Origin of the sequence: Pseudoalteromonas sp. DY56-GL22 (assembly GCF_041414715.1) — a bacterium.
In the GTDB taxonomy this organism is placed as follows: Bacteria; Pseudomonadota; Gammaproteobacteria; order Enterobacterales; family Alteromonadaceae; genus Pseudoalteromonas; species Pseudoalteromonas simplex.
Map to the genome: position 1 here is coordinate 67,946 of NZ_JANHZR010000007.1, position 26,721 is coordinate 94,666.

At 40.2% G+C, this 26,721-nt stretch carries 26 protein-coding genes; 23 read left to right on the plus strand and 3 right to left on the minus strand.

What is annotated here, in order from left to right; genetic code table 11:
• Positions 1-95: 95 nt before the first annotated feature.
• The 21 genes from NO991_RS15400 to NO991_RS15500 all read left to right on the plus strand — a co-directional run bounded on the left by NO991_RS15400 (position 96) and on the right by NO991_RS15500 (position 21,001).
• Positions 96-593, plus strand: coding sequence for a DUF411 domain-containing protein (locus NO991_RS15400; protein WP_016708256.1), 498 nt, complete (start codon positions 96-98; stop codon positions 591-593).
• Entirely contained in the window at positions 593-2,020 is a 1,428-nt protein-coding gene (locus NO991_RS15405) for a TolC family protein (RefSeq protein ID WP_135923577.1), read from the plus strand. The genes NO991_RS15400 and NO991_RS15405 overlap by 1 nt, the downstream gene beginning before the upstream one ends.
• On the plus strand, positions 2,020-3,777 hold the full coding sequence (locus NO991_RS15410) for an efflux RND transporter periplasmic adaptor subunit (RefSeq protein ID WP_135923578.1): 1,758 nt from the start codon (positions 2,020-2,022) through the stop codon (positions 3,775-3,777). Before NO991_RS15405 ends, NO991_RS15410 begins: the two co-directional genes overlap by 1 nt.
• Positions 3,778-3,791: 14 nt before the next feature.
• Entirely contained in the window at positions 3,792-6,956 is a 3,165-nt protein-coding gene (locus NO991_RS15415; protein ID WP_135923579.1) for an efflux RND transporter permease subunit, read from the plus strand.
• An 88-nt stretch (positions 6,957-7,044) separates the two neighbouring features.
• A complete protein-coding gene (locus NO991_RS15420; RefSeq protein ID WP_240704499.1) occupies positions 7,045-7,656 on the plus strand; it encodes a PepSY domain-containing protein in 612 nt (203 codons plus the stop codon).
• Positions 7,656-9,488: a 2Fe-2S iron-sulfur cluster-binding protein gene (locus NO991_RS15425; RefSeq protein ID WP_135923581.1), complete on the plus strand. Its 1,833-nt coding sequence runs from the start codon at positions 7,656-7,658 to the stop codon at positions 9,486-9,488. The genes NO991_RS15420 and NO991_RS15425 overlap by 1 nt, the downstream gene beginning before the upstream one ends.
• Positions 9,489-9,512: 24 nt before the next feature.
• On the plus strand, positions 9,513-9,860 hold the full coding sequence (locus tag NO991_RS15430; RefSeq protein ID WP_016708251.1) for a copper resistance CopC family protein: 348 nt from the start codon (positions 9,513-9,515) through the stop codon (positions 9,858-9,860).
• A gap of 18 nt (positions 9,861-9,878) precedes the next feature.
• Positions 9,879-10,766 carry a copper resistance D family protein gene (locus tag NO991_RS15435; protein WP_135923582.1) on the plus strand — a complete coding sequence of 296 codons (888 nt, stop codon included), beginning with the start codon at positions 9,879-9,881 and terminating at the stop codon, positions 10,764-10,766.
• A gap of 15 nt (positions 10,767-10,781) precedes the next feature.
• Positions 10,782-11,252 (plus strand): DUF4440 domain-containing protein, encoded by a 471-nt coding sequence (locus tag NO991_RS15440; RefSeq protein ID WP_008467847.1) that lies wholly within the window; start codon positions 10,782-10,784, stop codon positions 11,250-11,252.
• Between the two features lie 27 nt (positions 11,253-11,279).
• On the plus strand, positions 11,280-13,103 hold the full coding sequence (locus NO991_RS15445; protein WP_135923583.1) for a copper resistance system multicopper oxidase: 1,824 nt from the start codon (positions 11,280-11,282) through the stop codon (positions 13,101-13,103).
• Positions 13,100-13,960 carry a copper resistance protein B gene (locus NO991_RS15450; RefSeq protein ID WP_016708246.1) on the plus strand — a complete coding sequence of 287 codons (861 nt, stop codon included), beginning with the start codon at positions 13,100-13,102 and terminating at the stop codon, positions 13,958-13,960. Before NO991_RS15445 ends, NO991_RS15450 begins: the two co-directional genes overlap by 4 nt.
• A gap of 673 nt (positions 13,961-14,633) precedes the next feature.
• Positions 14,634-15,056, plus strand: a complete 423-nt coding sequence (locus NO991_RS15455; RefSeq protein WP_290209154.1) for a hypothetical protein — start codon at positions 14,634-14,636, stop codon at positions 15,054-15,056.
• Between the two features lie 297 nt (positions 15,057-15,353).
• Positions 15,354-15,767 carry a MerR family transcriptional regulator gene (locus NO991_RS15460; protein WP_016708244.1) on the plus strand — a complete coding sequence of 138 codons (414 nt, stop codon included), beginning with the start codon at positions 15,354-15,356 and terminating at the stop codon, positions 15,765-15,767.
• Positions 15,768-15,868: 101 nt separating this feature from the next.
• Complete coding sequence (locus tag NO991_RS15465; protein ID WP_371352170.1) at positions 15,869-18,112, plus strand: heavy metal translocating P-type ATPase; 2,244 nt, start codon at positions 15,869-15,871, stop codon at positions 18,110-18,112.
• 11 nt (positions 18,113-18,123) lie between these two features.
• A complete protein-coding gene (locus NO991_RS15470) occupies positions 18,124-18,477 on the plus strand; it encodes a cupredoxin domain-containing protein (RefSeq protein ID WP_138627005.1) in 354 nt (117 codons plus the stop codon).
• Between the two features lie 4 nt (positions 18,478-18,481).
• Positions 18,482-18,829, plus strand: a complete 348-nt coding sequence (locus tag NO991_RS15475) for a P-II family nitrogen regulator (RefSeq protein ID WP_138627004.1) — start codon at positions 18,482-18,484, stop codon at positions 18,827-18,829.
• Entirely contained in the window at positions 18,819-19,154 is a 336-nt protein-coding gene (locus NO991_RS15480) for a DUF2933 domain-containing protein (protein WP_063529849.1), read from the plus strand. The genes NO991_RS15475 and NO991_RS15480 overlap by 11 nt, the downstream gene beginning before the upstream one ends.
• Entirely contained in the window at positions 19,147-19,812 is a 666-nt protein-coding gene (locus NO991_RS15485; RefSeq protein ID WP_063529850.1) for an isoprenylcysteine carboxylmethyltransferase family protein, read from the plus strand. Before NO991_RS15480 ends, NO991_RS15485 begins: the two co-directional genes overlap by 8 nt.
• Positions 19,796-20,218 (plus strand): hypothetical protein, encoded by a 423-nt coding sequence (locus NO991_RS15490; RefSeq protein ID WP_062566152.1) that lies wholly within the window; start codon positions 19,796-19,798, stop codon positions 20,216-20,218. Before NO991_RS15485 ends, NO991_RS15490 begins: the two co-directional genes overlap by 17 nt.
• Positions 20,219-20,228: 10 nt before the next feature.
• Positions 20,229-20,600 (plus strand): hypothetical protein, encoded by a 372-nt coding sequence (locus NO991_RS15495; RefSeq protein WP_019677951.1) that lies wholly within the window; start codon positions 20,229-20,231, stop codon positions 20,598-20,600.
• Between the two features lie 50 nt (positions 20,601-20,650).
• Positions 20,651-21,001 (plus strand): hypothetical protein, encoded by a 351-nt coding sequence (locus tag NO991_RS15500; protein ID WP_062566151.1) that lies wholly within the window; start codon positions 20,651-20,653, stop codon positions 20,999-21,001.
• Positions 21,002-21,217: 216 nt separating this feature from the next.
• On the opposite strand, the gene NO991_RS15505 is transcribed toward NO991_RS15500, so the two are convergent.
• Together NO991_RS15505 and NO991_RS15510 are read right to left on the minus strand one after the other, a co-directional pair.
• Positions 21,218-21,949 (minus strand): MauE/DoxX family redox-associated membrane protein, encoded by a 732-nt coding sequence (locus NO991_RS15505; protein WP_016708238.1) that lies wholly within the window; start codon positions 21,947-21,949, stop codon positions 21,218-21,220.
• A 1-nt stretch (position 21,950) separates the two neighbouring features.
• Positions 21,951-22,472 carry a DUF305 domain-containing protein gene (locus NO991_RS15510; protein ID WP_008109672.1) on the minus strand — a complete coding sequence of 174 codons (522 nt, stop codon included), beginning with the start codon at positions 22,470-22,472 and terminating at the stop codon, positions 21,951-21,953.
• A 698-nt stretch (positions 22,473-23,170) separates the two neighbouring features.
• Between NO991_RS15510 and NO991_RS15515 the strand changes: the two genes are divergently transcribed.
• Together NO991_RS15515 and NO991_RS15520 are read left to right on the plus strand one after the other, a co-directional pair.
• Entirely contained in the window at positions 23,171-23,290 is a 120-nt protein-coding gene (locus NO991_RS15515; RefSeq protein WP_353683143.1) for a hypothetical protein, read from the plus strand.
• Positions 23,291-23,346: 56 nt separating this feature from the next.
• Positions 23,347-23,487 carry a cupredoxin domain-containing protein gene (locus tag NO991_RS15520; RefSeq protein ID WP_229677580.1) on the plus strand — a complete coding sequence of 47 codons (141 nt, stop codon included), beginning with the start codon at positions 23,347-23,349 and terminating at the stop codon, positions 23,485-23,487.
• 91 nt (positions 23,488-23,578) lie between these two features.
• Here NO991_RS15520 and NO991_RS15525 read toward each other — a convergent pair whose 3' ends face one another.
• A complete protein-coding gene (locus NO991_RS15525; RefSeq protein WP_016708236.1) occupies positions 23,579-26,689 on the minus strand; it encodes an efflux RND transporter permease subunit in 3,111 nt (1,036 codons plus the stop codon).
• Positions 26,690-26,721: the final 32 nt, after the last annotated feature.

Consider the following 26,721-nt stretch of genomic DNA (forward strand, 5'->3'; position numbering starts at 1 on the left):
GCGTCTAAATTTCGCGCACATGTAATTAATTTTTCTGTTAGTCAATATAGCGTCGTAGCGCTATAGCTATTTTCCAGCGATGTCTGGGGGCAAAAATGATCAATAAGTATTTAAAAATAGCAGTTGTAATGCTGCTTTCACCTGCGTTTGCAAACGCCAATGAACATAAGCATGCACACAATAACGACGTAACACCTTTGGAGTTAATCGTTTATAAAACCCCTACTTGTGGGTGTTGTAAAAAATGGATAACTCATATTGAAGACAAAGGGATCGTTGCGCATTCCAAAGATTTCCGAAACATCGGCAATATCAAAACTAAGTATGGTATTAAACCTAATTACCGTTCATGCCACACGGCAGTGAGTAGAAATGGATTTGCCTTTGAAGGCCATGTACCCGCTAAGTTTATTCAGCAGTTCTTGTCAGAAGAGCACCCCAATGCGATTGGATTATCTGTCCCAGCAATGCCTGTTGGCTCTCCGGGTATGGAAGTCGGCGACCGCTTTATGTCATATAACGTATTAATTTTATTTAAAGATGGAACGAGTAAAGTATATGCAGAAGTTAAGGCTTATGAGGAGCAATTCTAATGAGATTAAATGTTTCAAGCCTTACTCTACTTTCAACTTCGCTAATGCTCGGCTTGTCTGTATTCTCAGCTCAAGCTGAGAAAGTAGTGTCACTTGAACAAGCTATCACCTTGGCTCAGCAAAATGATCCTTGGCTTCATGGGAGTCGGTTAAAACAAAGCGCGGTTGAAAATAGAAGTATCGCTTCAGGTACTTTGCCTGACCCCAAAGTATCACTAGGGATAATGAATTTACCAACAGATACTTGGGACTTAGATCAGGAAGGAATGACTCAACTAAAGGTTGGTGTTTCTCAAATGTTTCCTAGAGGTGATAGTTTAAAGATTAAACAAGAGCAATTAAAAATTGAGTCAACGAAATTTCCACTGCTACGAGAGGATCGTAAGGCTAAACTGATAAGCCAAGTATCACAGTTATGGTTAGATGCTTACTTAGCCCAACAAACCATTAAATTGATTGAAGCGGATTGGGCGCTCTTTGAGCAGATGGCGGAAGTTACTAAAGCTAGCTACTCAAATGTTGTTGGTAAAACCAGACAACAAGATGTTATTCGTGCTCAATTGGAAATCGTGCAGTTAGATGACCGATTAACTTCGCAAAAGCAGAAACTAGAAACAACAATCGCTCGCCTTAATGAGTGGCTTCATATCTACGATGCTGCTGGCTTGAATGAATCATTCAACTTTGATACGCAACCATTAGAGTTTAGGGTTTCTAAAAAGTTGCCTACAATACATTTGAACAATTCAACAGTCCTAAAAGCATCTAATTACTCAAGAAATCTATTGGCTCAGGAGCTTTCGAATCACCCAGCCATACTTGCAATTGATATAAAACGCAAAGCTTCAGAAAAAGCAGTTGAGTTAGCTAAACAGCAATATGAGCCGCAATGGGGTGTTAATGCTAGTTATGCCTATCGTGACAATATGCCCTCTGGTGATAGCCGAGCTGATTTATTTTCTGTTGGAGTAACGTTTGATTTACCCTTGTTCACCGAGAACAGACAAGATAAGCAAGTTGCAGCTTCTATTGCAGATTCAGAGACTATTAAAACCGAGAAACTATTACTGACAAAGCAAATGATCAGTATGGTGGAAAAGGAGCTTAGACAGCTTAAGCGTTTATCTGATAGGCAATCTATCTATCAAGAACAACTCCTTAAACAAACTCATGACCAAGCAGAAGCGTCATTGACAGCTTACACAAATGATGATGGCGATTTTGCCGAAGTTGTTCGAGCAAGAATCGCAGAATTAAATGCCAGAATATCAGCCTTAAGAATTGATGTTGACGCACTTAAAACAGTTGCTCGTATCAACTATTTCTTTGCGCGTTCTCAATCTAACTCAAATGCTGAACATAAGTCGATGCAAACTTCACACAAAACTAATCAGCACTTATCCAATCAGCAATTTGGAGAAAAATAATGTCAACGAATACTAAAACAATTATTGCCATCATCATTGGTGCTGCACTAGGCGCAGGAGTATTGAGCTTATATCAAGGTGCAGGTTCAAACAGTAATAGAGATGAAACAACATCAGCAGAGAAAAAGCCTCTGTATTGGGTTGCACCGATGGATTCTAATTACCGCCGGGACAAGCCCGGTAAGTCGCCTATGGGGATGGATTTAATTCCTGTGTATGAGGAAGAATCATCTGGTGATGATTTTGGTCCCGGAGCAGTAAAAATTGCGCCTCATGTAGTGAATAACCTAGGGGTTCGCACTGCACCTGTTGAGCTGAAAAATATGCATACTGAAATATCAACGGTTGGTTACGTTCAATATGATGAAGATAAGCTAATTCATATCCACCCACGTGTTGATGGTTGGATTGAAAAACTCTATGTCAAAGCGGCAGGTAACCCTGTAGAGAAAGGGCAGCCTCTTTATACACTGTATTCTCCTCAGTTAGTTAACGCGCAAGAAGAACTTTTAATAGCTTTAAAGCGCGACAATAGTTCCTTAATTTCGGCGGCGAAAGATCGCCTTAAAGCGTTACAGCTTTCAGCAGATTTCATTCAAAAGCTAGAAAAGACTAGAAAAGTTCAGCAAACCATCACCTTTTATTCACCACAAGCAGGTGTTGTTGACGGTTTGAAGATTAGAGAAGGCTTTTATGTCAAGCCGGGAAACACCTTATTAAGCATTGGTCAACTAGAGCAAGTTTGGGTTGAAGCAGAAGTGTTTGAACGTGACGCAGCCTTAATTAAAGAAGGACTGCCTGTATCAATCACACTTGACTATTTACCCGGTGAGGACTGGGCTGGTGTCGTTGATTATGTTTATCCAACATTGAATAGTAAAACACGCACACTCAGAGTGAGACTGAAGTTTGACAACCCAGACTATCAATTAAAACCAAACATGTTTGCACAAGTCTCTATTCACGCTAATCAAGCTGATAGCACGATACTCGTACCTAAAGAAGCCGTCATTCGCACAGGTAAACAAGACAGAGTTGTACTTGCCTTGGGGGATGGGCAATTTAAGTCTATCGAAGTGACAATTGGCCGGGTTGATATCGATAGTATCGAAATCTTAGAGGGTCTTAATGAAGATGATGTTGTGGTGACATCTGCTCAATTCTTGATTGATTCTGAATCAAGTAAAAACTCTGATTTTAAACGAATGACTCATGACGAAGTGCCTAGCTCTGTTTGGATGGAAGGCGAAATCAACAGCGTCATGGCGGGACATCGTATGGTTAATATTACTCATGGGCCTGCTGAGGCTTGGGATTGGCCTGAAATGACAATGGACTTCGATGTGGGTGCAAAGGTAGATATTGATTCACTGAAGTCTGGTCAATCTTTGCACTTTGAAGTGAGCAAAACCGAAGACGGTGGATATGAAGTTACTGGAATTCATATCATGAGTGAGCCTGCTGATATGAGTGAAGAAGTATCATCAGCAACAGTATCAGGTTTAATTAATGCGATTGATATTGATACACGGATTCTAAATATTAGTAGAGGCCCAATAGATAAATGGGATAGGCCTGCTGCGACGATGGATTTTATCGTCGCGGACAATATAGAAATGGTTGATTTCAATGTCGGTGATAATCTCACTTTCACCTTTGAGGTAAGAGATGACTTAGTGATAACTGAAATTTCCCTTGAATCTGATGATCAACACGAGCATGAACAAAAAAGTGCTGTTGACCATTCGAATCATTAAGTGGGAGAAAAATAATGATTGAATCAATTATTAGGTGGTCTATCGGCAATCGTTTCTTTGTTTTGTTGATTACCTTAATTATCGCGTTTGGTGGTTTGTATTCATTACAAAAAACGCCAGTAGATGCACTCCCAGATCTTTCTGATGTGCAGGTGATAATTAAGACGAGTTATCCGGGACAGGCACCACAAGTTGTGCAGGATCAAGTGACATTTCCTCTTACTACAGCGATGTTATCAGTGCCGGGGGCGCAAACTGTTCGTGGTTACTCATTCTTTGGTGATTCCTACGTCTACATTATTTTTGATGATGATACTGATTTGTATTGGGCTAGAAGCAGAGTACTTGAATACTTAAGCCAAGTAGCATCAAGCCTGCCTGATTCGGCAAAACCTCAATTAGGACCTGATGCAACAGGTGTGGGTTGGGTATACATTTACGCTTTAACAGATAAGTCTGGAAACCATGATCTAAGCCAATTAAGAAGCATTCAAGACTGGTTCTTAAAGTATGAACTACAAACTGTTCCGGGCGTGTCCGAAGTTGCCGCCGTTGGTGGTATGGTTAAGCAGTATCAAGTGCAAGTAGATCCTGACAAATTGAGAGCTTACGATATTCCTCTAAGTTTAATACAAATAGCCTTACAAAAAGGGAACAAAGAAACTGGCGCATCCGTTGTGGAAATGGCTGAAGCTGAATATATGGTTACCGCAACGGGGTATATTCAATCAGTTAGTGATATAGAGAAAATTCCACTTGGTATTAACGAACAAGGCACGCCGTTGCGTATTGGTGATGTTGCCAACGTTAACCTTGGTCCTCAAATGCGCCGTGGTATCGCAGAACTTAATGGCGAAGGCGAAGTTGTTGGTGGCGTTGTCGTTATGCGCTTTGGTGAAAACGCTCAACAAACCATAAATGGGGTAAAAGAAAAGCTTGAGTCGCTCAAATCTTCTTTACCAGAGGGGGTGGAGGTTGTCCCTGTCTATGACAGATCGAAGTTAATAGATCGTGCTGTTGATAACCTTTGGAGCAAGTTGCTAGAGGAGCTTGCAGTCGTGGCTATTGTCTGTGTTGCTTTCCTATTTCATCTTCGCTCATCAATTGTGGCAGTTGTTACTCTACCATTAGGTATATTGGTGTCATTCATCATCATGTATATGCAAGGCATCAATGCCAATATTATGTCTTTAGGCGGTATCGCTATTGCTATTGGTGCGATGACTGATGGTGCAATAGTGATGATTGAAAATATGCATAAACATATGGAGAAAACACCACTAACAGATGAAAACCGTTGGCAAATTGTAGCTAAGGCTGCGAGTGAGGTAGGCCCTGCATTATTTTTTAGCTTGCTGATCATAACTGTCTCATTCTTACCTGTGTTTATCTTAGAAGCGCAAGAAGGAAGAATGTTTTCACCGCTCGCCTATACAAAAACCTATGCAATGGCTGCATCAGCAGGCTTGGCAATAACATTGGTGCCTGTTTTGATGGGCTACTTTATTCGAGGCAAAGTCGTCTCTGAAAAGAAAAACCCGTTAAACCGATTATTGATTGCTATCTACATGCCTGTTTTAAAGCAAGTCATGAAGTTTCCAAAATCGACAATAGTCGCAGCAGTATTAGTGACTATCGTTGGTTTTTGGCCTGTCGATAAAATTGGTAGTGAATTCATTCCGCCATTGGATGAAGGCGACCTTATGTATATGCCTACTACATATCCCGGCATTTCAATCGGTAAAGCAAGAGAGTTATTGCAGCAAACGGACAAGCTTATTCGCACTGTGCCAGAAGTTGAAAATGTATTCGGTAAAGTAGGACGAGCTGAAACCGCAACTGACCCTGCGCCTCTAACCATGATTGAAACCTTTATTCAATTGAAGCCACGGGAGGAGTGGCGAGAAGGCGTGACAACTGAGTCGTTAAAAGCTGAGTTTGATAAGTTGGTTAAATTTCCGGGCTTAACCAATGCTTGGGTCATGCCAATCAAGACCCGCATTGACATGTTAGCTACAGGTATAAAAACGCCTGTCGGTATTAAAGTCGCCGGACCAGAACTTGATGTAATTCAGGATATCGGCCAACAAATAGAACAACTCTTGCCAGAAGTGACAGGCACAGCGTCAGTTTACTCTGAACGAGTTGCAGGTGGACGATATATCAAGGTTGATATTTCACGAGATAAATCAAGTCGCTTTGGGTTAAATATCGAAGATGTCCAACAAGTAGTTTCTACTGCGATTGGCGGTATGAATGTGACACAAACGATAGAAGGTCAAGAGCGTTACCCTGTTAATCTGCGCTATCCGCAAGATTATCGAGATTCTCCTGAGCAGCTAGCACGATTACCTGTTGTAACACCAAGTGGTCAACGCATTGCACTAGGTGATGTTGCTGATATTCGAATAGAGAATGGCCCACCGGGTATTAAAAGTGAGAATGCCAGAATCAATGGTTGGACTTTCATTGATATTGATAGCGTTGATGTAGGTACTTATGTTGAAAATGCTAAAGAACACTTAGCAAATAACCTGACATTACCAGCAGGCTATTCAATTACTTGGGCCGGACAATACGAATATATGGAAAGAGCGAAAGAAAAGCTCACCTATGTATTGCCTTTAACACTCGCCATTATTGTTATTCTGCTTTACCTGAATTTCAGAGCGTTTAGTGAAGTGGCTATCATTATCGTTACCTTGCCGATGGCAATGATCGGTGGCTTATGGTTGATGTATCTAGAAGGGTTTAATTTCTCAGTAGCTGTTGGTGTGGGCTTTATCGCTCTAGCTGGTGTTGCGGTTGAGATTGGCGTGATAATGCTGGTTTATCTTAATCAAGCACTTGCTGAGCTTAAGGAAAAAGCGGTGGAGCGAGCAGAACTCATCTCAGATGATGCATATCAAGATGCATTATTGCACGGTGCTGGCTTACGAGTTCGTCCAGTAATGATGACGGTAGCTACAATCATTATAGGTTTAATGCCTATTTTATATGGTACTGGTACAGGTTCTGAGGTCATGAGCCGCATTGCTGCTCCTATGGTAGGCGGAATGACAAGTGCTGTGCTGCTCACGCTTATTGTACTCCCTGCAATTTACTCAATCATTAAAAAGCCTGAAGTAAATGCCTTTAACAAAGAGCTTTCTAACGTGGAGCCTGAGAATAATGCTTAGCACGGCTAGAAAATATCACAAATGGCTAATGGCATTTGTCGGAATACAATTCCTCTTCTGGTCTATTACAGGCGTGTATATGGTGACTATGGATATTCACTATATACACGGCGAAACCTTGGCTAAGAGTGAGGAACCCAAAATAGATTTAGCAAGTATGGATTACTCCATTGTAAAGCTAGCTGCGGATTATCCTAAAGCTAGCCAAGTTACACTTACTCAAAGTATGGGCCGCCCTTTGTATTCTTTTATTAATGGAGAAAATGGAAAAGTAGCAATAGATGCTAAAACTGGAGCTGTTCAGGCCCTTGTAGATGAAACCAAGGCTAAAGAAATCGCACAATACCATTATGCGCTGAATCATCAAATCGACAGCATAAGGTTGATTAAGTCAGCGACAAACTTGCCTGCTGAGTTGTCCCCAAGGCATTTACCTGTTTGGAGAGTGACGTTTGAGCAATTCTCCACACCGACATTTTATATAAGTCAACAAACAGGATCACTTGTTGCCAAGCGTCATGATTACTGGCGATTGTTTGATTGGATGTGGCGGTTCCACATTATGGATTACTATGATGGAGAAAACGTATCTAACTGGTTTTTGTTCTTGGTCGCAACTCTAGGTCTAATGGGAGCAATTACTGGCGCAGTATTGACTTATTACCGAGTGCTTTCCCCAAATAAAAAGGGAGTCATTTGATGCGACTATTTAAGTTAAATACAACGATACACAAGTGGCTTTCTTTATTTGTTGGTTTACAACTGCTTATTTGGTTGGGAACGGGCCTTTACTTCAATTTGATGGATCACAGTAAAGCCAGTGGTAATGAACTTAGAGTTCATTCTCATCATGAAGGTAGCATTACAGGCTTTGACCTATTCCCTATTAAAGACATTACTAGTAATGCTCCGCAGGAAGTAAACCTTATATGGGTTTTACATCAGCCTTACTATCATTTTGTGTTCGATAAGGGGCAGCATAGCTATCAAGAACGCCACTCAAAGCTATTTGATGCTGTAACAGGAAAGCCATTTAATTTGTCTGAAGAACAAGTACTAACTTTGGCAAAAAACTCCTACTCAGGACAGGGTAAGTTAACTACTCCAGTGTTATCTCAACCTCCGTTTTCTGATCACGTAAGGCAGCAAAATCCTATGTGGCAAGTTGCCGTTGAGGATGAGAACAATACAACTATTTATTTAGATAGTATTACAGGCCAAGTACTTCGCCATGCCAATGATGATTTCAGATTGAAAGATCTGATGATGAAGCTTCACTTTATGGACTATGGCAATTCTGGAGGATTTAACCATTGGTTGATCATTGCATTTGCTTTTGCAACGCTATTCCTTTCAATTACTGGTGTTACTTGGCTGATACAACAGTATCGAAGTGGTTTACTGAAGCTAGGTTGGGGCACTAACAGGCAAAAAGTGGCAGTGACGTTTTCCAATGAAAATACTATTACTGACATCTCAGCAGTTGGTCGCTCAACTGTATTAGAAGGGCTAGCTAGTTCACATGTATACCTTCCTTCAGGTTGCGGTGGTGGCGGTACTTGTGGCAAATGCGTGTTCTTAAGTTCAACTAAATTACCTATCACACTATCTGAACAGGAACATTTATCTCAGGAGCAACTTAAGGAAGGTTATCGGCTTGGATGTCAGCATAGGTTCTCTGAAATTAGTTCGATTGAAGTTAATACTGATCGCAATATTGAAAATCATGAGCTAGTTGTGGTTGCGACTAACTTCATTACTCCTTTTATCAAGGAAGTGAAGTTTAAGGTGAAATCAGGCAAACAGTTGGCATTTAAAGCTGGTGCATATATGCAATTTGATGTGCCAGCAGGGATGAATAGCTTACGTCCAGATGATATGCCAGAGTGCTATGAAAAATACTGGGATAGCTACTATCATGGAAAATTTTCTCATAACGGTGTAACTCGCCACTACTCATTAGTTAACTTTGACGAGGAGTCTGATGAGTTAATGTTTAATATCCGTTGGCAGACCGCAAAGAATGGTTTTAAAGCAGGAATAGGTTCAAGTTATTTAGGTTCACTCCAAGTAGGTGAAACGATAACTGCAAGAGGCCCTTTTTCTGATTTTTATGCCACTTCAAATAAAAAAGTTAGTCGCGTGTTTATAGGTGCGGGTTCAGGACTTGCACCACTGAGGTCTATTATTTTTGAACAGTTGAAAAAGCATAAAGATAAAAGTGGTTTGACTCTTATCTATGGTGCGCGAACTGAAGATGACTTGCTATACCATAATGAATTGAAGTCACTGAGTGAGAAGCATAAAAACTTCTCTTATATTCCTACTCTTTCTAATCCTTCAGAAGAATGGCAAGGGCACTCAGGCTATGTTCAAAAAGTACTTCTGCCGTATATGAACCAAAAATCAGAACTGCATTTGGCTGAGTTTTACTTGTGCGGTCCAGAAGCAATGATGAGTGAAGTGGAAAAAATAATTACAAATGCTGGGATTCCAAGTAATCAAATTTTCAAAGATAAATTTAGTCGTTAATCCATTAAATAAATAGAGGTATATATGAAAACATTAATTAAACTTTTAACCATAATCAGTGTTGTTTTTAGTAGTGCAGTATTTGCACATGTGCATCTTGAAAAAAGCGTGCCTGCTGATAATGCAATGCTAATGAATACTCCAGAAAAATTGACATTGGGATTTAGCAAAGAGGTACGTGTAGTTAAAGTTACGTTGAAAAATAAAAAAGGTGAAAATATTAAATTTGACTTTAAACCATCAAAAGAAGCTTCCAGAGAGTTTTCATGGGAACTACCTAAATTAGCTCCAACAAACTATATCGTTGATGTGACCTATTTAGGTAAAGATGGACATAAAATGAAAGATAGCTTCGGCTTTATGGTTCATTAGTAAGGCTGTGTGATTGATATGGAAATGTATATCTGGAATACAGTCATTGTACTGTCAAAAATTGTATTTTACGTCGGCTTTGCCTGTATTGCCGGCTATACATTTTTCAGACAAATTTTTGAGCATAATGAATCTCATAGTAATGCTGTAATAGCGAATTTAACGTGGACAAGAACTTATATAGTTATGGCTTTGATCGCTAATATTACTTGGTTCTTTGCCAGTACTGGTGCAATGGCAGAAGAGGGAATTCAGGGGGCGATAGACGCTGATATATTGGCTATTATGTGGGACTCCTCTGTCGGCACTGGAGCTTTGCTTCGAGCGCTTGGGCTAGTTACCGCAATAATCGCTTTAGCTTTAAGGTTCAAACTCGCTGTGAACTCGTACTTAAAACAAAGCGCTTTAATGTTGAGTTTATTAATCCTTGCATACTCATTCACGTTACTGGGTCATATTTCTGAGTTAGGCACAATTGAAAAAGGCTTGCTTATTTTGCATGTGCTCGTTATGGCATGGTGGTTTGGGGCGTTATTGCCACTAAAACAGGCTTGCCATCAGCTAAGTTATGCAGAACTTCATTTGCTGATGGAAAGCTTTGGCAAACAAGCAAGTTTTACATTGAGCCTATTGTTGGTAGCAGGCCTCTGGCTCGTGATTCAATTGGTCGGAAGTCTTGATGCACTAATAAGCTCAAGTTACGGACAAACAATGTTGTTTAAATTGGCCCTTGTAGTGTCTATTTTGGCACTTGCTGCTAAACATAAACTAATACTCGTTCCACAACTTAAAAATAGTCAAGGCAGAGAGGCTTTATCTAAATCTATCTCGATAGAAATGGTAGTAGCTTTTGCCATTTTATCTGTAACGGCTGGGCTTACTAGTGTTGTTGGCCCTGCAAATTAAAACCTAAAAGAGAGAATGAAAATGAAAACAATAAATATATTACTCGTTTTATTAATGACGTTTAGTTTCGCAGCAAACGCTCATGGTGATAAGAACAAAGACAAAGGTTTGTTTAAAGGTATAGATACCCCAGCCGCAAAAGTTGTTTTGGCATTTCATCAAGCACTTGAAACTGGCAATCAAAAACAGGCTAGAGCGCAGTTAGCGGATGATGTCACCATCTTCGAGGGAGGCCGCGTTGAAAGGAGCGCTGATGAATATGCTCATCATCATATGTTGTCGGATATGAAGTATTTAGCAGCGATGAAGAGCGACACACTTGAACATCAAGTGACGATACTTGGAAATACCGCTATCTCTGCGTCGCGCAGTCAAACTACAGGTACTCATAAAGGTGTTGAACGCGATTATCAAGGCATGGAAACGATGGTGCTGGAAAAACAAAATGGTGAATGGAAGATTAAGCACATTCATTGGTCACATTAATTTATTGTTCAAACAACGGAGAGTAAAATGAGAAATAACAATCCATTACATCAAGTTTCTACGCCACGTAGACGCTTTGTACAAGGATTAGCTGCTGGCGGTGTATTAGCTGCTTTTCCAAGTGTTCTTCATGCAGCTTCATCTTTGCTTGCTGGAACTTCAACAGGTACTGCGCCCGAACTAAGTGGGGAAGTCATAGATCTGGTGATAGATGAGTCACCAGTAAACTTCACAGGTGTTGTAAGAATGGCTACAACAATCAATGGCTCAATACCAGCTCCTACCTTGCGCCTCAGAGAAGGTGATGACGTTACTATCAGGGTAACGAATAAATTATCAGTGCCGAGTTCAATTCATTGGCATGGGATCATTCTTCCGTATCAAATGGATGGCGTACCGGGTATTAGCTTTAAAGGTATAATGCCGGGTGAAACCTTTGTTTATAAATTTAAGCTGCAACAAAGCGGCACATATTGGTATCACTCACACAGTGGTTTTCAAGAAATGACAGGTATGTACGGCGCATTAATTATTGAGCCAAGAGAAAAGGATATTATTAGTGCTGACAATGAGCATGTCATCCAATTGTCTGATTGGACTGATGATGACCCAATGGATTTGTTTCGCAAGTTAAAAGTACAGAGCGATGTATTTAACTTTAATCAACCTACTGTTCCAGAGTTTTTTGATGACATTTCAAATAGCAGCGTTTCAAATGCGCTACAACGCCGGGAAATGTGGAATAAAATGAGAATGAACCCTACAGATCTTGCAGACTTATCAGCATCTGCAATGACTTTTTTAATGAATGGTTGTGCGCCTTTGACAAATTGGCGTGGAATGTTTAAAGCTGGCGAAAAGGTTAGGCTTAGATTTATTAACGGTTCTAGCAATACGTTTTTTGATGTAAGAATACCTGAGCTGAAGTTAACAGTTGTACAAGCTGATGGACAAAATGTTGAACCTGTGACAGTAGATGAATTTAGATTTGGTCCCGGTGAAACTTATGATGTACTTGTCGAGCCAAAAAATGATGCATATACGATTTTTGCACAAAGCATGGATCGCTCAGGTTATGCTAAAGGTACTTTATCAATGGCACCTAACGTTGATGCACCAGTACCTTCTTTAGACCCCGTTGAGTGGTTAACGATGACAGATATGATGGGCAATATGACCCATGATAGTGTGCATTCTACAATGGCTGATACGGCAGGTATGTCGGGCATGAATTCTAATAAAATGGATCATAGTGCAATGGGTCATGGAGCGATGGCAATGGATCATAGTAAACATGGAATGACTAAAAACCCATTAGCTGTTGCTAGCACTAAAGTGCGTCATGCAAAAACAGAGTATGGAGCTTCTGTTGATATGCGTGTTGATATGCCTAGAACAAACCTTGATGATCCCGGTATAGGTTTACGTAAAAATGGACGCCGTGTTTTAACACTTGCAGATTTACATTCTCTTGAGGGAATTACAAACCAGCAAGAGCCAGAGGCTGAAATTGAATTACATTTAACTGGAAACATGGAGCGTTATAGCTGGTCATTTGATGGCTTGGAATTTGGAAAAAGCACGCCAGTTCACATGAAGCATAATCAACGTTTAAGAGTTATTTTACAAAACGATACAATGATGACACATCCAATGCACCTGCATGGTATGTGGAGCGATTTGGAGAATGAAAAAGGTGATGTACAGGTTCGTCGCCATACTATCCCTGTACAACCAGCGCAAAGAATTAGTTTTTTAACAACACCTCATGACGTAGGTCGCTGGGCATGGCATTGCCATTTATTATTCCACATGGATGCAGGTATGTTTAGAGAGGTAGTTGTATCATGAGAAAATTAATACTAACCAATACGTTAAAACTATTATTAATAGGTTTGCCCCTTATAAGTGTATCTGTATCTGCAAAAGATGAGATGACTGAGATGGGTGATTCTAAAATGCAAGCACAAGGTGGAGATGCACCTAAAGATGCTAGAGACCCTCATGCTTATGCCGCAGGTACAACATTGACTGAAGGTCCTTATGCACTCAATAGCGACAAACGACTGACTTTGGCAGATGAGCATTCATTTTACGCGCTACTAGGGGATCGTCTTGAATATAATGAGCAAACAAACGCAGGTGTTTTTGACTTTCAGGCATGGTATGGCACTACTTTTGATAGATTAGTCATCAAAACTGAGGGAGATTTTAGCGAAGGTAATTTAGAGGAGAACCAAACAGATTTTCTATGGGGCCACGCAATATCTGCTTATTGGGATACACAAGTCGGTATTCGACTTGATTACAATAACGAAGGTGAAAACCGCAAATGGCTAGCTTTTGGTTTACAAGGTCTAGCCCCCTACTGGTTTGAAATTGATATGACTGCGTATTTAGGAGAGCAAGGTAATAGTGCATTTTCGATCGAAGCTGAGTATGAGCTATTACTTACTCAAAAGTTAATTGTTCAACCACGAGCAGAGTTGACGCTTTACGGTAAGGATGACGTCCAAAATAACCTTGGTAGTGGCTTATCTAGCAGTGCTATTGGTTTTCGGGTTCGTTATGAGTTTACCCGCCAGTTTGCTCCCTATGTTGGCGTTGAGTGGACAAATAAATTTGGTAATACAGCCGACTTTGCGAAGTTAAATGGGCAAAGTACTCGTGATACTGCTTTTGTTGCAGGTATCAAGTTCTGGCTCTGATGTGAAGAAATACTATATTGACTTGATGAGAGCTACCGCAACTATATTGATGGTAGCTTTCGTTTTTTGGGATTTAAACCATTTTAGTTATGTTAGGAAAGGCCTAACTAATAGTTTTTTTGGAAAGAACTAAGAGCAGTAATAGTAAGCTACTTCTTGTTTTCAGTCGGTGCCAGTCTGGTGTATACCTATCAAGGTGGAATATCAGCTAAGAAGTAAAGTTGGCGAATGTTTAAGGTTAAAGAGTCAAGCCAAAAAACATCGCCATTGAAAGACGTACAATAGGCCATTTTATCACTTTTGATGAACGGGAATTGGGTGTGCTCGGGATAGAACCGATTGTTGCAAAGTACTACGCTTAAAGCTGAACAATTGGAAAAATGATCCCTTTCTCAATACCTAGTTATGAGCGTAGGGTTTTTATTTTTTTTAATGGTGCTCATGCTTGGCTTCAATCTCATGAGTATAAATTAGACACCCCTTTTATACTTGTTAAGTTTAAGCTGTTTAAAAAAGTAAAAAGTAAAAAGTAAAAAGTAAAAAGTAAAAAGTAAAAAGTAAAAAGTAAAAAGTAAAAAGTAAAAAGTTTAGGTTTTAGTTCAAAGGTTGATCAAGATCATAAAATTATTTTTACAAAGTGGCTAATATTATAGGTGCTAAAGAAGGAATGATAATGTTTGGACTTTTCAGGTGGTTTAAAATAGTGATAATAACTGTGTTGCTTACGCAGCATAGTTTTGTTACAGCTAAGCCAATGAATTGTGAAGAACATAAAAATGGATCTTCCGACACTCATATTATGCAACGAAGCAAAAATATTCACCATCAATCAATGAATGACAATAGTCACTATCACACTGTAAACTCGCAAGACTCTAAACACCGTCATGGTGATGAAGTATGTGAAAAATGCAAAGCTAGTGATTGTGTTTGTTGTGAGGGGGGATTTTGTTCAAGCTTTCATTTAAATGCCTATCTTGTGCAAGCGCAAGAGGAAGGTATTTGCAATATTTACTCTGAGCTATTTCTACAGCGTACACCTCTACCAAAATCTGGTATCCATCTCTTACTTTATCGTCCACCAATTATTGGCTAATCACGGGATCAGTGCGTCTTTTTTTCGCCACTCCCATCAAAAATAGAATGACTTATTCATTGATTTAAATAATCAATTGTTTTGAACGATTAGTACGATATTTTGAAGGCACTATGAAAATTCTCAAACTATTGCCATTTACAGTACTTAATGCTGTCGATTTTGGCCGAGATTTCTCTTTTACCAAAAAATTAGTTTTTAGCTTATTCACTAGAATTAGTACTTGACCTGTGTCTTAGACACAGGTCTAAGCTGAAGATGAGAGTACAAACTTAGCTAAAAAACTGAGGAGTGAATATGAAAGTTGCGGAGCTGGCAAAAAGCCTTGGAACGACTGCTGATACGGTGCGCTATTACACCAGATTAGGATTGTTAAAACCTGCTAAGTCAGTGAACGGCTACAAGTCATACTCGAATAAAGAAGTATCGAGACTTAAATTCATTTTAAGTGCCAGAAACCTTGGTTTTTCCGTTGCAGATATCAAGGAAATTATTAATGAATCTGAAGATGGTAAAAGTGCGTGCCCATTAGTCAGAAGCCTGATCAAAGAGCGGCTTGAAGAAACAGAAAAGCAGTTTCAAGCAATGTTGGCACTTCGAGGAAAAATGTCTTCTGCGCTTTCTCAATGGGAAGAAATGGAAGACAAAGCACCGACTGCAAACATGGTTTGTCATCTCATCGAAAACTTTGAGCAAATTAAAAAAGCATAGGAGGAAAAAGGGTGGCTACTAACACAAATATAAAAACTGAATCAGGCTGTTGCTGTCAGGCAAAAGCTCAATCCTCTTCGTGTAAAAGTAAGGAGAATACGTTGGAGAAAGTATCACATAACCAACAGCTTATCATTGAAGGCGCTGGGTGTGCTAGCTGTGTAGGCAAAATTGAAGGGGCGTTAAAGGCAACTCTTGGTGTAGTCAGTGCGGAAATGAATTTTGCTGATAGGACTGTAACAGTTTCTGGGACAGCTAAGACAGAAGAATTGATCAAAGCTGTTGAGTCTGTGGGGTATAACGCGAAGTCAATTGATGATAGCTCGGCAGCAGATGCGCTTGACGAGAAAGAAGCGGCTGATTGGGCATATTATAAAAAACTAATGCGCGATACGTTTATTGCCCTTTCACTTGGTGTTCCTTTGATGATCTACAGCATTGTGGTTGGAGAAATGACGGTTGAAACAAACCTTGAACGCATGTCTTGGCTGGTTGTAGGCATTTTAACTTTTGGTGTTATGTATTTTTCAGGTAAGCATTTCTATGTAGGAGCATGGAAAAGCTTTAAAAACCACTCCGCTAATATGGACACTCTAATAGCTTTAGGAACAGGTACAGCTTGGGTGTATTCGATGGTTGTCGTGTTTGCACCTGACGCCGTTCCATTAATGGCACGGCATGTTTATTTTGAAGCTACCGCCATGATCATTGGCTTAATTGATTTAGGTCTGGCATTAGAAATAAAAGCCAGAGGTAAAACCTCTGAGGCCATTAAGCGTCTTATCGGCTTGCAGGCCAAAACGGCAACCGTAGTTCGTGATAGCAAAGAAGTTCAGATTGGTATTGAGCAGGTTTTACTTAACGATATTGTAAAGGTAAAACCGGGCGAAAAAATTCCCGTCGATGGTGTGGTATTGGAAGGGCACACCTCTATTGATGAGTCCATGCTGACAGGCGAGCCTATGCCTGTTGAAAAAGCCGAAGAAGATGAGGTTGTCGCTGGTACTTTGAACAAATCAGGCATGATTATGTTTAAAGCCACACGTGTTGGAAAAGACACGGCGCTTGCGCAAATCATCAATATGGTGAAACGAGCACAAAATTCTAAACCGCCGATTGGCCGCTTGGCTGATGTTATTTCAGCTTTTTTCGTTCCTGTTGTCATGATCATCTCTGTGTTAAGTGCGCTAGCATGGCTTAACTTTGGACCTGAGCCAGCAATTGCTTTTGCCATCGTATCAGCAACTACTGTACTCATTATTGCCTGCCCATGTGCTTTGGGCTTGGCAACGCCCATGTCTGTCATGGTCGGAGTAGGAAAGGCCGCAGAAGCAGGCGTGCTAATTCGCAACGGTGAAGCACTGCAAACCGCCTCTAAAATCACTGCCATGATTTTAGATAAAACGGGCACTATTACTGAAGGGGCACCTAAGGTAACCGATATTGTTTTAGCAAAAGCTACGGACGAAAAAGACGTACTACAGCTTGCTGCAAGTTTAGAGAGCGGCTCAGAGCACCCTTTAGCGCAAGCGATTGTTGAAAGTGCGTTAGATAAGGATATTGAGTTACTAAAAATTGAAGCGTTTAACGCCATTACGGGTTTTGGTGTAGAAGCAAACTGCAACAATAAAGCCCTGCTTTTCGGAAACGATAAACTAATGAAGTTAAAAGGCATAGACCTCACAGGCTTTGTTGAACAAGCGCAGTCTTTAGCCAAAGAAGCCAAAACACCTATGTACTTTGCTGTAGATGGTGAACTTGCAGCAATCATTGCTGTTGCAGATCCTATCAAGTCAGACTCAATCTCTGCTATCAAACGACTTCAGGCTAATGGTATACGCGTCATCATGTTAACGGGTGATAACAAGGAAACCGCTGCTGCTGTTGCCAAAAAAGCGGGTATTAGTGAGTTTCTTGCTGAAGTGCTGCCAGAAGATAAAGCCAACAAGGTGAAAGAGCTACAAGAAGGCGGCGAAATTGTTGGTATGACAGGAGATGGCATCAACGATGCTCCTGCGCTAGCGTTAGCCGATGTTGGCTTCGCCATAGGCACAGGGACTGATGTAGCTATCGAAAGTGCTGACATTACCCTAATGCGTGGTTCACTTCATGGCCTAGCTGATGCCATAGCGGTAAGCAAAGCTACTTTACGAAATATAAAACAAAACTTGTTTGGCGCGTTTGTCTATAACGTAGCCGGGATTCCTTTTGCTGCGGGGGTTCTATATCCCTTCTTTGGCATTCTGCTTAGCCCTGTAATTGCAGGTGCTGCAATGGCGTTTTCGTCATTGACTGTAGTGTCAAATGCAAATCGACTTCGCTTGTTTAAAGCAAAAGAGCATTAAGGAGAAACACGATGATGTTAATTAACTTATTAGGCTTAGTGTTAATCGCACTGATTGTTTGGTGGTTTTGGCTATACAAACCCAATAAAACAATTGTTCAAGGTAATGAAGTACTCATTGAAGTGAGGGATGGCGTGTATTCACCATCCTCAATCCAAGTGTCTGCTAGTCAACCTGTCACTCTGAAGTTTATGCGCAAAGATCAATCACCCTGCGCTGAAACAATGCTTATTCCATCATTGGAGGTAAGCGAGCAGCTTAAATTAAATGAAATTACTCAAATTACCTTATTGAACTTATCACCGGGAGAGCATGAGTTTCATTGTCAGATGCAAATGTATCGCGGTGTCTTAAAGGTTGTTTAGGAGGATGAAAAAAGTGACCGCCATTTTCGATGAAATGGTGTTAACACGAGTAGAAGAGGCACTACTTTCACATGGCTATAAAGGCTTTACCATTCATAAAGCAACGGGCAGAGGTGCATATGCTGATACTTACAACAGAAATCACTTATCAGCACATATAGTTATGACAATTTATGTTGCTTTTGATGATGCAGAACATGTTGCTAAAGTTTTGCTTGATGCAGCGTATACCAACGTTGAAGGAGAAGGACTAGTTAGTATCTCCCCTGTGGATAATCTCTTCTGGATAAATTCTAAGTCTGAAGCTTCAGCGGAAAATTTAAGGTCAATAGGAGGCCAATATGAAAAATGAGCACCCTAAATTTTGGTCAACACCCACGGGTTGGGCTGCATTGGTGCTTATTGCCGCAGCCACCTATTTTTTAATCTTTGAACATGGACAGCATGTACTGCAATTTCTTCCTTATTTGATTTTATTGCTATGCCCGTTGATGCACGTATTTATGCATGGCAGTCATGGCAAACATGGCCACGATCATTCACATGCGCCTGATGAGAAAAAGGAAGAGAGCTTTCAAGAACTCACGGATAAAAATGCTGCCTATCGTGACGGCTACATACAAGGTTTAGAAGAAGGACGTAAGGAATCACATAAAAAGGAGAACAGTGATGAATGAGACATATGATTATGGCTTATGGTCAATGGTGATACTGAACTCAGCAATTTTTATCTTTTTTGCCTTTAGTTTTGTCAAACCAAAAACATCTACTGATTGGCGAAGCCTTGGAGCGTTCTCCGCCTTTATTGTTGCCCTATTTACTGAAATGTATGGCTTTCCTTTAACTATCTATTTTCTGTCGGGGTGGCTGACGGAGACCTATCCAGAAGTAAATTTCTTTGCGCATGAGAATGGGCATTTATTACATACTTTCTTTGGATTTCAAGGTGATGCCCATTGGGACCCATTTCATATAGTGAGTATGGTGTTTATTGTTGCAGGTTTCTTTATGTTGTCTTCAGCATGGAATGTATTGCATCACGCGCAAAAGCATCATCAATTGGCTACAACTGGATGGTATGCAAGGTGTCGCCACCCACAGTATGTAGCTTTCATTCTAATCATGTTCGGCTTTTTATTGCAGTGGCCGACAATCCCAACACTTGCGATGTTTCCGATCTTAGTCGTTGTTTACGTCAAGCTAGCGAAACGCGAAGAAGCACAAGCGATTGCTGAGTTTGGTTCGGAGTACCACAGGTATATGGAATCGACACCAAGTTGGATCCCAAATTTTAATAAAAGTGTAGAAGGTAAAAATCATGAAAACGTTAACTAAATCAATTTTATTTATTAGTTCACTACTGATAACCACTAGCTCATTTGCCCAAAACAATGAGCATAAACATGAAGGTGCGAACAAAGCTGATATGCATCAAGGCATGACAATACCACATGAGAACATGGGAGAAATGCATAAAAAAATGATGGAAATGAAAAAGGAAGTCCATGCCATTAAAACTGAAAAAGATCCTGACAAGCAACAGCAGATGATGGTTGAACATCACCGTTCAATGATGAAGATGATGCAATCCATGCACAAAAATATGGAAGAAATGCCAATGCATCAACAAATCAAGATGACTGAACATCATTTAGAAATGATGGAGAACATGATGCCGCAGATGAACCGGAAAATGGAAGAAATGAAAGATAGCAATCAACAGCATTCACACAAACATTAGGAGAAAAATTATGAGCGATTTAGATCATAGAGTTGGCGTTAGAGAGCAAAATTTAGTTGTTCGAAATCTAAAGCTTAGCAATGTCACAGAAGAAAGCTGTGACGAGTTAGTAAAAGAAATAGATCAGCTTTTTGGTATAGATGAAGTTAGTTACAACATCAAAGAAGGTGAAATACACCTTGCCTATGATGCCGCAAACGTAAGCCTTGATGGGATTGAGGAGGTAATCCGTAAGTATGGCGCAGATGTTCATGATGATTGGTGGACACATACTAAAGAAAGTTACTATAAATTTGTTGATCAGAACATCAAAGATAACTCTGTTCATAAGCCTTGGAGTTGTCATCAAGCACCTTCGGGGGCTGGCCGGAAAAACAAATGAATTCATAAAAAAGTGTATAGATAATTAGTTAGTCAAATGAGGTAACAGTGATGAAAACACCCTATATAAAAGCTCTTTTATTGCTTACATTCGGTTTATATTTAGTGGGTTGTTCTAATACCACTTTTTATCATAAATACATGATGAGAGGTCAGGTAGTAGAAAGTTCTGATAATCGAACTCTAATCTGTATTGGTGCTAAGCATGGCGCAGAGGTTGGGCAAAAATACAGTGTTATTAGATTCCATGAAAGAATAGTATTGAGTGAAGGTGACGATCCCTACACTATCGAAAAGGTAGGAACGGTACAAATTACTAAAATTGTGAATGATCATTTCGCAACTGTAAAGCTAGTGTCTGGTGACATTGCAGCGAAAGATATGGTGGAACTTGAAAACTAATAAAGTGGTGGCGAAAGCCACCACAAGAGCATAACAATAAAACTTAATGAAAAAGCTTTAGTGTTATTTTGTACAACCTTTGAGATTGTTTGCTCAGTTCTGGTTATCTTGATGCCAGTACGACAGAAAAAATGTTACATATGGATTAGAAAGGTGTGGGCTGGCATCCTAGGTCTAATCTTAACAGTTAAGGAGCCGCCGAATAGAGCTATACCTTTACATCAGCAGCATAATCAATGCTCCCGCGATCATAAATAAGTTTTCAGATAGCGATACAAATCCAAGTGGCACACTACTATCGCCGCCTACACAGGCACACTTTAACTGGCGTTTGTCAATGTAAACGGCTTTGAAAACTGAAATTGCTCCAACTGTGCCGATAAACAATGAAAATGGTGCCACTGCGAGAGGCTGTAGTTGGGCAACCATACCAATACCTGCATATGCTTCAATGAAGGGATAAATATAACCATATCTTATCCATCTCATCGCTAGTAAATCATAAGTAATAAACGAATTTGTGAAACTGTATAGGTCTTTCAGTTTTTGCACCGCTAAGAGCGTCATTGAAAAAGCTATAAATAGCATCAGTGTTCTGATGGAGATAAATGAGCCGGAAGCAAAATGTTGAGATGCGACAGCAAGAAGTGCAGCTATCGAGAAAATGGCTACAACTGGCGTGTAGGTTGTGCCAGTTTGACCTGCTTCATCTTTACCAAAATACTCTCTTAAGTCATCGTATCCTCCGACACGCTTTCCTTCAATAAAGGTTTGTGGCGTAGTTTTGACATCATGCTTATCTTTGAAGTCATCAGCTTGTTGTCTTGACGTGAGCTTATGATCTTCTACATCATACCCTTGCCTCTCCAGCAAATCTTTCGACCTTAAACCATAGGGGCAGATATGTTCGTCAGTGACCATTCTGTACAGGGTAGCTGTCTTAGTCATCTTAGTCTCCTTTGTTCAGTGTGCCTTCAAACTTTGGGAGCGGTCGTTGCTCAGCCTGAGCTTGTGAGCTGACCTTTCCATTTTCAGAAATATCCTTAATCAGCCATTCCATTTCTTTTATTTCTTTTCGTTGGGCTTTAATAATACCATTTGCCAATTCACGCACGCGTACATCCTCCAAAGTTGAATGCTCACTAGTAAGAATAGCAATGGAGTGATGAGGAATCATCGCTTTCATGTAGGCAGTGTCAGAAATTGTGCTTTGAGAGCGAACAAGATAAAGACATATGGCGAACAGTATTGTCGCCAATAGAAAAATAGCCATGTTGAGCTTCTTGTTACTGTACATGCCAAGCATAAAGGCCAGCATGATCATTGCCATACCTGCTCCCATATACAACGCCATATAGATACGCGTTTCACTAAACCATATATGTGATACTGCGTAAGTGTTGAGATACATCATGACAAACATAGCAATGGTTGAGGTGATGATCATTGCAGCAAATCTTGAGTATTTCATAAGTAATCCTTACATTGATAGTGTAAATATTTCCCACTGTTAGCCTATTATTCTCTACATGTGGTCATGTTCTCGAAAAATTGCAAGTAATGAGCCAGTATCAATAAGAGTATTTGTAATACGATTGACTCAATTTCAGCGCAATTATTGTGAATCAGTACTAATCTACACATTTCGGTGTAAGAGTTTATGGGCAAAAAATCTTCTTTGAAGGAGATCAAATCAGCTTATATTTAGAGTTTGAGTTTTGAACTTGTGATAGACACAGGCGGAATTGGCTTTAGTTAACAATCTAATGTGGGAACTCAAAGTACTACAAGCTGAGCTTCAACAAATGTAAGCTCGTGTACAAGTGAAGACACAGTTAAAGCATGTGGAAGAATTAATCTTGATAGTTAGAGTTGTCATTTATTTCACTTTTTAAATGAACGAATATTGATCTTTTATCTCGTTCATGTCCGAAAGCTAAAAGTTTCCTACACATGAAAGTGGTTTTGCAAGAGTATCTACTAGAGAACAAGATTTGAATGCTCAACTGTTCAGTTGGGCTATTATGGTTGTAAAAAAATATTATAAGGCAATGTGTCTGGTACTTCGGTTAGAAATGAAAAAAGTTAAAGAAGCTAATCGATTTCATCAGGTAGGGTGATGAGGTAATAGTTACTCGCCTTGATCGGCTAGGCCGATCATTAAAGTCTATTCTTGAGGACATTGAAAGTACTCACAAACGGGGCGATTGTTCAAAGATTATTAATGGTTCTGTCAGTACAAAAAATGATAATCCGTTTACCAGTTTCATTCATAATCTGCGCAATTAGCAATAATGACGTGCGTTCATAACGGTCATAAAGAGCAATCCCCCTGCGCTGAAATAATGCTTATTCCTTCATTGGATATAAGCGAACAGCTTAAGTTAAATGAAATTACTCAAATTACCTTATTAAACTTGTCACAGGGAGAGCATGAGTTTCATTGTCAGATACAAATGTATCGCGGCGTCTTAAAAGTAATTTAGTTTTAAATAGGTCTTTTTACACACCTGAACGAGCAAAAGTAACTTAACAAAAGGCTTCTCGAAAACATTACGAGAAGCCTCTAAATTAAAGTTAAGATTTGTATTTACTGTAAACAATTCTATATAGAACAGGCAAAACAACTAAAGTAAGTAAAGTAGAGGAAATAATCCCTCCAATTACCACCGTTGCTAATGGCCTCTGAACTTCAGCCCCAGTTCCGACGTTTAATGCCATAGGAATGAAACCTAAGCTAGCAACCAAAGCGGTCATTAATACAGGGCGAAGCCTGATAGTTGCACCTTCGATAATTGAGTTTATTAGCTCTCCTGTTTCAAGTAATCGCTGTTTAATGAATGACAGCATCACCAGTCCATTTAATACAGCTATCCCTGAAAGAGCGATAAATCCAACAGCAGCAGAAATTGAAAGAGGCATGTCTCTTAACCACAAAGCCAATACGCCGCCTGTAAGTGCTAAAGGCACACCACTAAATATGATCAGGGCATCTTTTATTGAACTAAATGCTATGACAAGCAGTGTCAAAATTACAAACAATGTGGCAGGTACTACGATGGATAATCTTTGCGTTGCACTCTCAAGTTGCTCAAATGTTCCGCCGTACTCAAGCCAATAACCAGCAGGCAATTCAACATTTTGTTGAATTTTTTGCTGTGCCTCTTGTACGAATGAGCCTAGATCTCGGTTTCTAACATTTGCTGTAATTACAATTCGTCGCTTACCATTTTCTCGGCTTATTTGACTTGGAACTGTCGTATAATTTAACTCTGCAACTTCGCTTACAGGTACAAACTCACCACTTTCTGTCGCGATTGGCAAATTACCTAGCTGATCAAGGTTGGCTCTCAACAGCTCAGGATATCTAACTACAATTTCAAATCGACGATCACCTTCGAATATTAACCCTGCGCCTTCACCTGACACGACTGTTTTTAACCAAGACTGTAAGTCGCTTGCATCCAACCCGTATAGCGCTAATGCTTCAGGCTTGGGGTTAACGGTAAAGATAGGCACGTCATCAACTTGTTCGAGCCGCGCATCAGCAACACCTGAAATTGTATTGAGTGTAGCCAAAACTTCTTGTGCAGAAATGACAAGTTGGGATAGATCATCACCGTAGAGCTTAATCCCTAAATCAGCTCTTACTCCGCTAATTAATTCGTTAAATCGCATCTGAATTGGTTGAGTAAACTCATAATTATTGCCGGGAATAGAGCTGAGATCTTTTTCCAGCCTTTCAACAAAATCCTCTTTCGTTAAATTAGGGTCGGGCCATTGCTCTCTCGGCTTTAATATCAGAAAAGTATCAGTCACATTTGGCGGCATCGCGTCTGTCGCAACTTCTGCTGTGCCCGTTTTTGAAAACACCGTAACAACTTCATCATATTTCATAATTTGTTGTTCAAGTACCTTCTGCATTTCTACAGCTTGGTCAATACCCGTGCCCGGAATACGCATCGCGTGCAGTGCAATGTCACCTTCATTAAGTTGAGGAACAAATTCAGATCCTAATTTACTACCAAGTAATATGCTAAATGTCACAAGTAAAGCAGCGCCGCAAACAACTAGCCAACGTAGTTTTAAAGCCCACTTCAAAACAGGACTATAAACTGACTTAGCGCCGACAATTACTGGACTTTCTTTTTCGCTGATTTTGCCTTTCAAGAATAAAGCAACCGCAGCGGGGACTAGCGTGAAGGTAAATACCATTGCAGACAATAGAGCGATTATCACCGTTGCGGCCATCGGATGAAACATTTTGCCCTCGACACCCGATAAGGTAAACAAAGGTAAATAGACAATCGTTATGATCAATACGCCAAAAACACTAGGTCGTATAACCTCATTGGTAGCAGAATAAACAATGTCTAGGCGTTCTTTCAGGGAAATGACAGAACTATTTCGTTTTTGGCTTTCTGCTAACCGCCTAATGCAGTTCTCAACGATTATTACCGCGCCATCGACAATCAATCCAAAATCTAAGGCTCCCAGACTCATTAAATTCGCAGAGACTTTGCTTTGAACCATGCCCGTGATTGTTGCCAACATTGCCAAAGGAATTACTGCGGCGGTAATCAAAGCGGCGCGTATGTTACCCAGTAATAGGAACAATACGAAGATAACCAGTAATGCACCTTCAATAAGATTTTTCTGTACGGTGCTAATTGCTTTATCAACCAGAGTTGTCCTGTCATATAAGGGAACTATGGACACGCCTTGAGGTAAACTGTTTTGGATTTCACTAAGCTTGTCACCAACAGCCAATGCCACCGAGCGTGAATTTTCTCCTACCAGCATCATTGCGGTGCCAATCACACTTTCCTTGCCTTCCAGTGATGCAGCTCCTGTCCTTAGCTCTTTTCCTATCGCAACTTCGGCGACATCTTTAACTTTTACAAGTGTGCCGTCGTCGCTTTTTATAATGACGTTTTGGATGTCTTGAATAGATTGCAACTGAGCTTGTGAACGAACAAGAATTTGCTGTCCGCTTCTTTCGATGAATCCAGCCCCTTGATTTGCATTATTTCGCATTATTGCATTTGATAGTGCTTCACTGGTAATACCGAAGTGCAACATCCTTAACGGATCGGGATTGATATGGTATTGCTTTTTATAGCCACCAATTGCATTGATTTCCGTAATCCCTTTAACCAATGCAAGTTGTGGTTTCACTACCCAGTCATGGATCTCCCTTAACGCCATCGCATCATAGGGTAAGCCATTATTCTGCTTTGCACTTTCGTCGGCAGTTATACTGTACATGTATATTTCACCGAGGCCCGTAGCAATTGGTCCCATTTCTGGTTCAATGCCAAACGGTAGTTGCTCCTTAATTGCGCTAAGTCGCTCATTGATTAGGTTTCTGGCAAAATACAAATCTGTGCCTTCTTCAAACACAACAGTCACTTGCGACAGGCCATATCGAGAAAGTGAACGGGTATAATCCAGCTTAGGTAAACCCGCCAAGCCCGTTTCGACGATAAACGTAATCCGTTGCTCTGTTTCCAAAGGTGAATAACCTTGAGCCTGCGTGTTTATTTGTACCTGTACATTGGTTATATCTGGCACAGCGTCAATAGGTAGCTTCTGATAGTTCCATATTCCTAAAGCGATGATAAACAAGGCCATAAGCAACATAGTACCACGTCTACGGATAGATAATTCTAGTATCCAAGCGATCATATTTTCACCTCGATAATACTGAAGCCAATATG

Excerpts from the sequence above, each read along its gene's own strand:
- NO991_RS15490 (WP_062566152.1), top strand. The coding sequence starts at position 19,796 with ATGAAAACGTTAACTAAATCAATTTTATTTATTAGTTCACTACTGATA.
- NO991_RS15525 (WP_016708236.1), bottom strand. The coding sequence starts at position 26,689 with ATGATCGCTTGGATACTAGAATTATCTATCCGTAGACGTGGTACTATG.
- NO991_RS15480 (WP_063529849.1), top strand. The coding sequence starts at position 18,819 with ATGAAAAATGAGCACCCTAAATTTTGGTCAACACCCACGGGTTGGGCT.
- NO991_RS15455 (WP_290209154.1), top strand. The coding sequence starts at position 14,634 with ATGTTTGGACTTTTCAGGTGGTTTAAAATAGTGATAATAACTGTGTTG.
- NO991_RS15405 (WP_135923577.1), top strand. The coding sequence starts at position 593 with ATGAGATTAAATGTTTCAAGCCTTACTCTACTTTCAACTTCGCTAATG.
- NO991_RS15510 (WP_008109672.1), bottom strand. The coding sequence starts at position 22,472 with ATGAAATACTCAAGATTTGCTGCAATGATCATCACCTCAACCATTGCT.
- NO991_RS15420 (WP_240704499.1), top strand. The coding sequence starts at position 7,045 with ATGGATATTCACTATATACACGGCGAAACCTTGGCTAAGAGTGAGGAA.
- NO991_RS15520 (WP_229677580.1), top strand. The coding sequence starts at position 23,347 with ATGCTTATTCCTTCATTGGATATAAGCGAACAGCTTAAGTTAAATGAA.
- NO991_RS15435 (WP_135923582.1), top strand. The coding sequence starts at position 9,879 with ATGGAAATGTATATCTGGAATACAGTCATTGTACTGTCAAAAATTGTA.
- NO991_RS15445 (WP_135923583.1), top strand. The coding sequence starts at position 11,280 with ATGAGAAATAACAATCCATTACATCAAGTTTCTACGCCACGTAGACGC.
- NO991_RS15485 (WP_063529850.1), top strand. The coding sequence starts at position 19,147 with ATGAATGAGACATATGATTATGGCTTATGGTCAATGGTGATACTGAAC.
- NO991_RS15400 (WP_016708256.1), top strand. The coding sequence starts at position 96 with ATGATCAATAAGTATTTAAAAATAGCAGTTGTAATGCTGCTTTCACCT.
- NO991_RS15440 (WP_008467847.1), top strand. The coding sequence starts at position 10,782 with ATGAAAATGAAAACAATAAATATATTACTCGTTTTATTAATGACGTTT.
- NO991_RS15410 (WP_135923578.1), top strand. The coding sequence starts at position 2,020 with ATGTCAACGAATACTAAAACAATTATTGCCATCATCATTGGTGCTGCA.
- NO991_RS15425 (WP_135923581.1), top strand. The coding sequence starts at position 7,656 with ATGCGACTATTTAAGTTAAATACAACGATACACAAGTGGCTTTCTTTA.
- NO991_RS15430 (WP_016708251.1), top strand. The coding sequence starts at position 9,513 with ATGAAAACATTAATTAAACTTTTAACCATAATCAGTGTTGTTTTTAGT.
- NO991_RS15500 (WP_062566151.1), top strand. The coding sequence starts at position 20,651 with ATGAAAACACCCTATATAAAAGCTCTTTTATTGCTTACATTCGGTTTA.
- NO991_RS15495 (WP_019677951.1), top strand. The coding sequence starts at position 20,229 with ATGAGCGATTTAGATCATAGAGTTGGCGTTAGAGAGCAAAATTTAGTT.
- NO991_RS15475 (WP_138627004.1), top strand. The coding sequence starts at position 18,482 with ATGAAAAAAGTGACCGCCATTTTCGATGAAATGGTGTTAACACGAGTA.
- NO991_RS15450 (WP_016708246.1), top strand. The coding sequence starts at position 13,100 with ATGAGAAAATTAATACTAACCAATACGTTAAAACTATTATTAATAGGT.
- NO991_RS15415 (WP_135923579.1), top strand. The coding sequence starts at position 3,792 with ATGATTGAATCAATTATTAGGTGGTCTATCGGCAATCGTTTCTTTGTT.
- NO991_RS15470 (WP_138627005.1), top strand. The coding sequence starts at position 18,124 with ATGATGTTAATTAACTTATTAGGCTTAGTGTTAATCGCACTGATTGTT.
- NO991_RS15505 (WP_016708238.1), bottom strand. The coding sequence starts at position 21,949 with ATGACTAAGACAGCTACCCTGTACAGAATGGTCACTGACGAACATATC.
- NO991_RS15460 (WP_016708244.1), top strand. The coding sequence starts at position 15,354 with ATGAAAGTTGCGGAGCTGGCAAAAAGCCTTGGAACGACTGCTGATACG.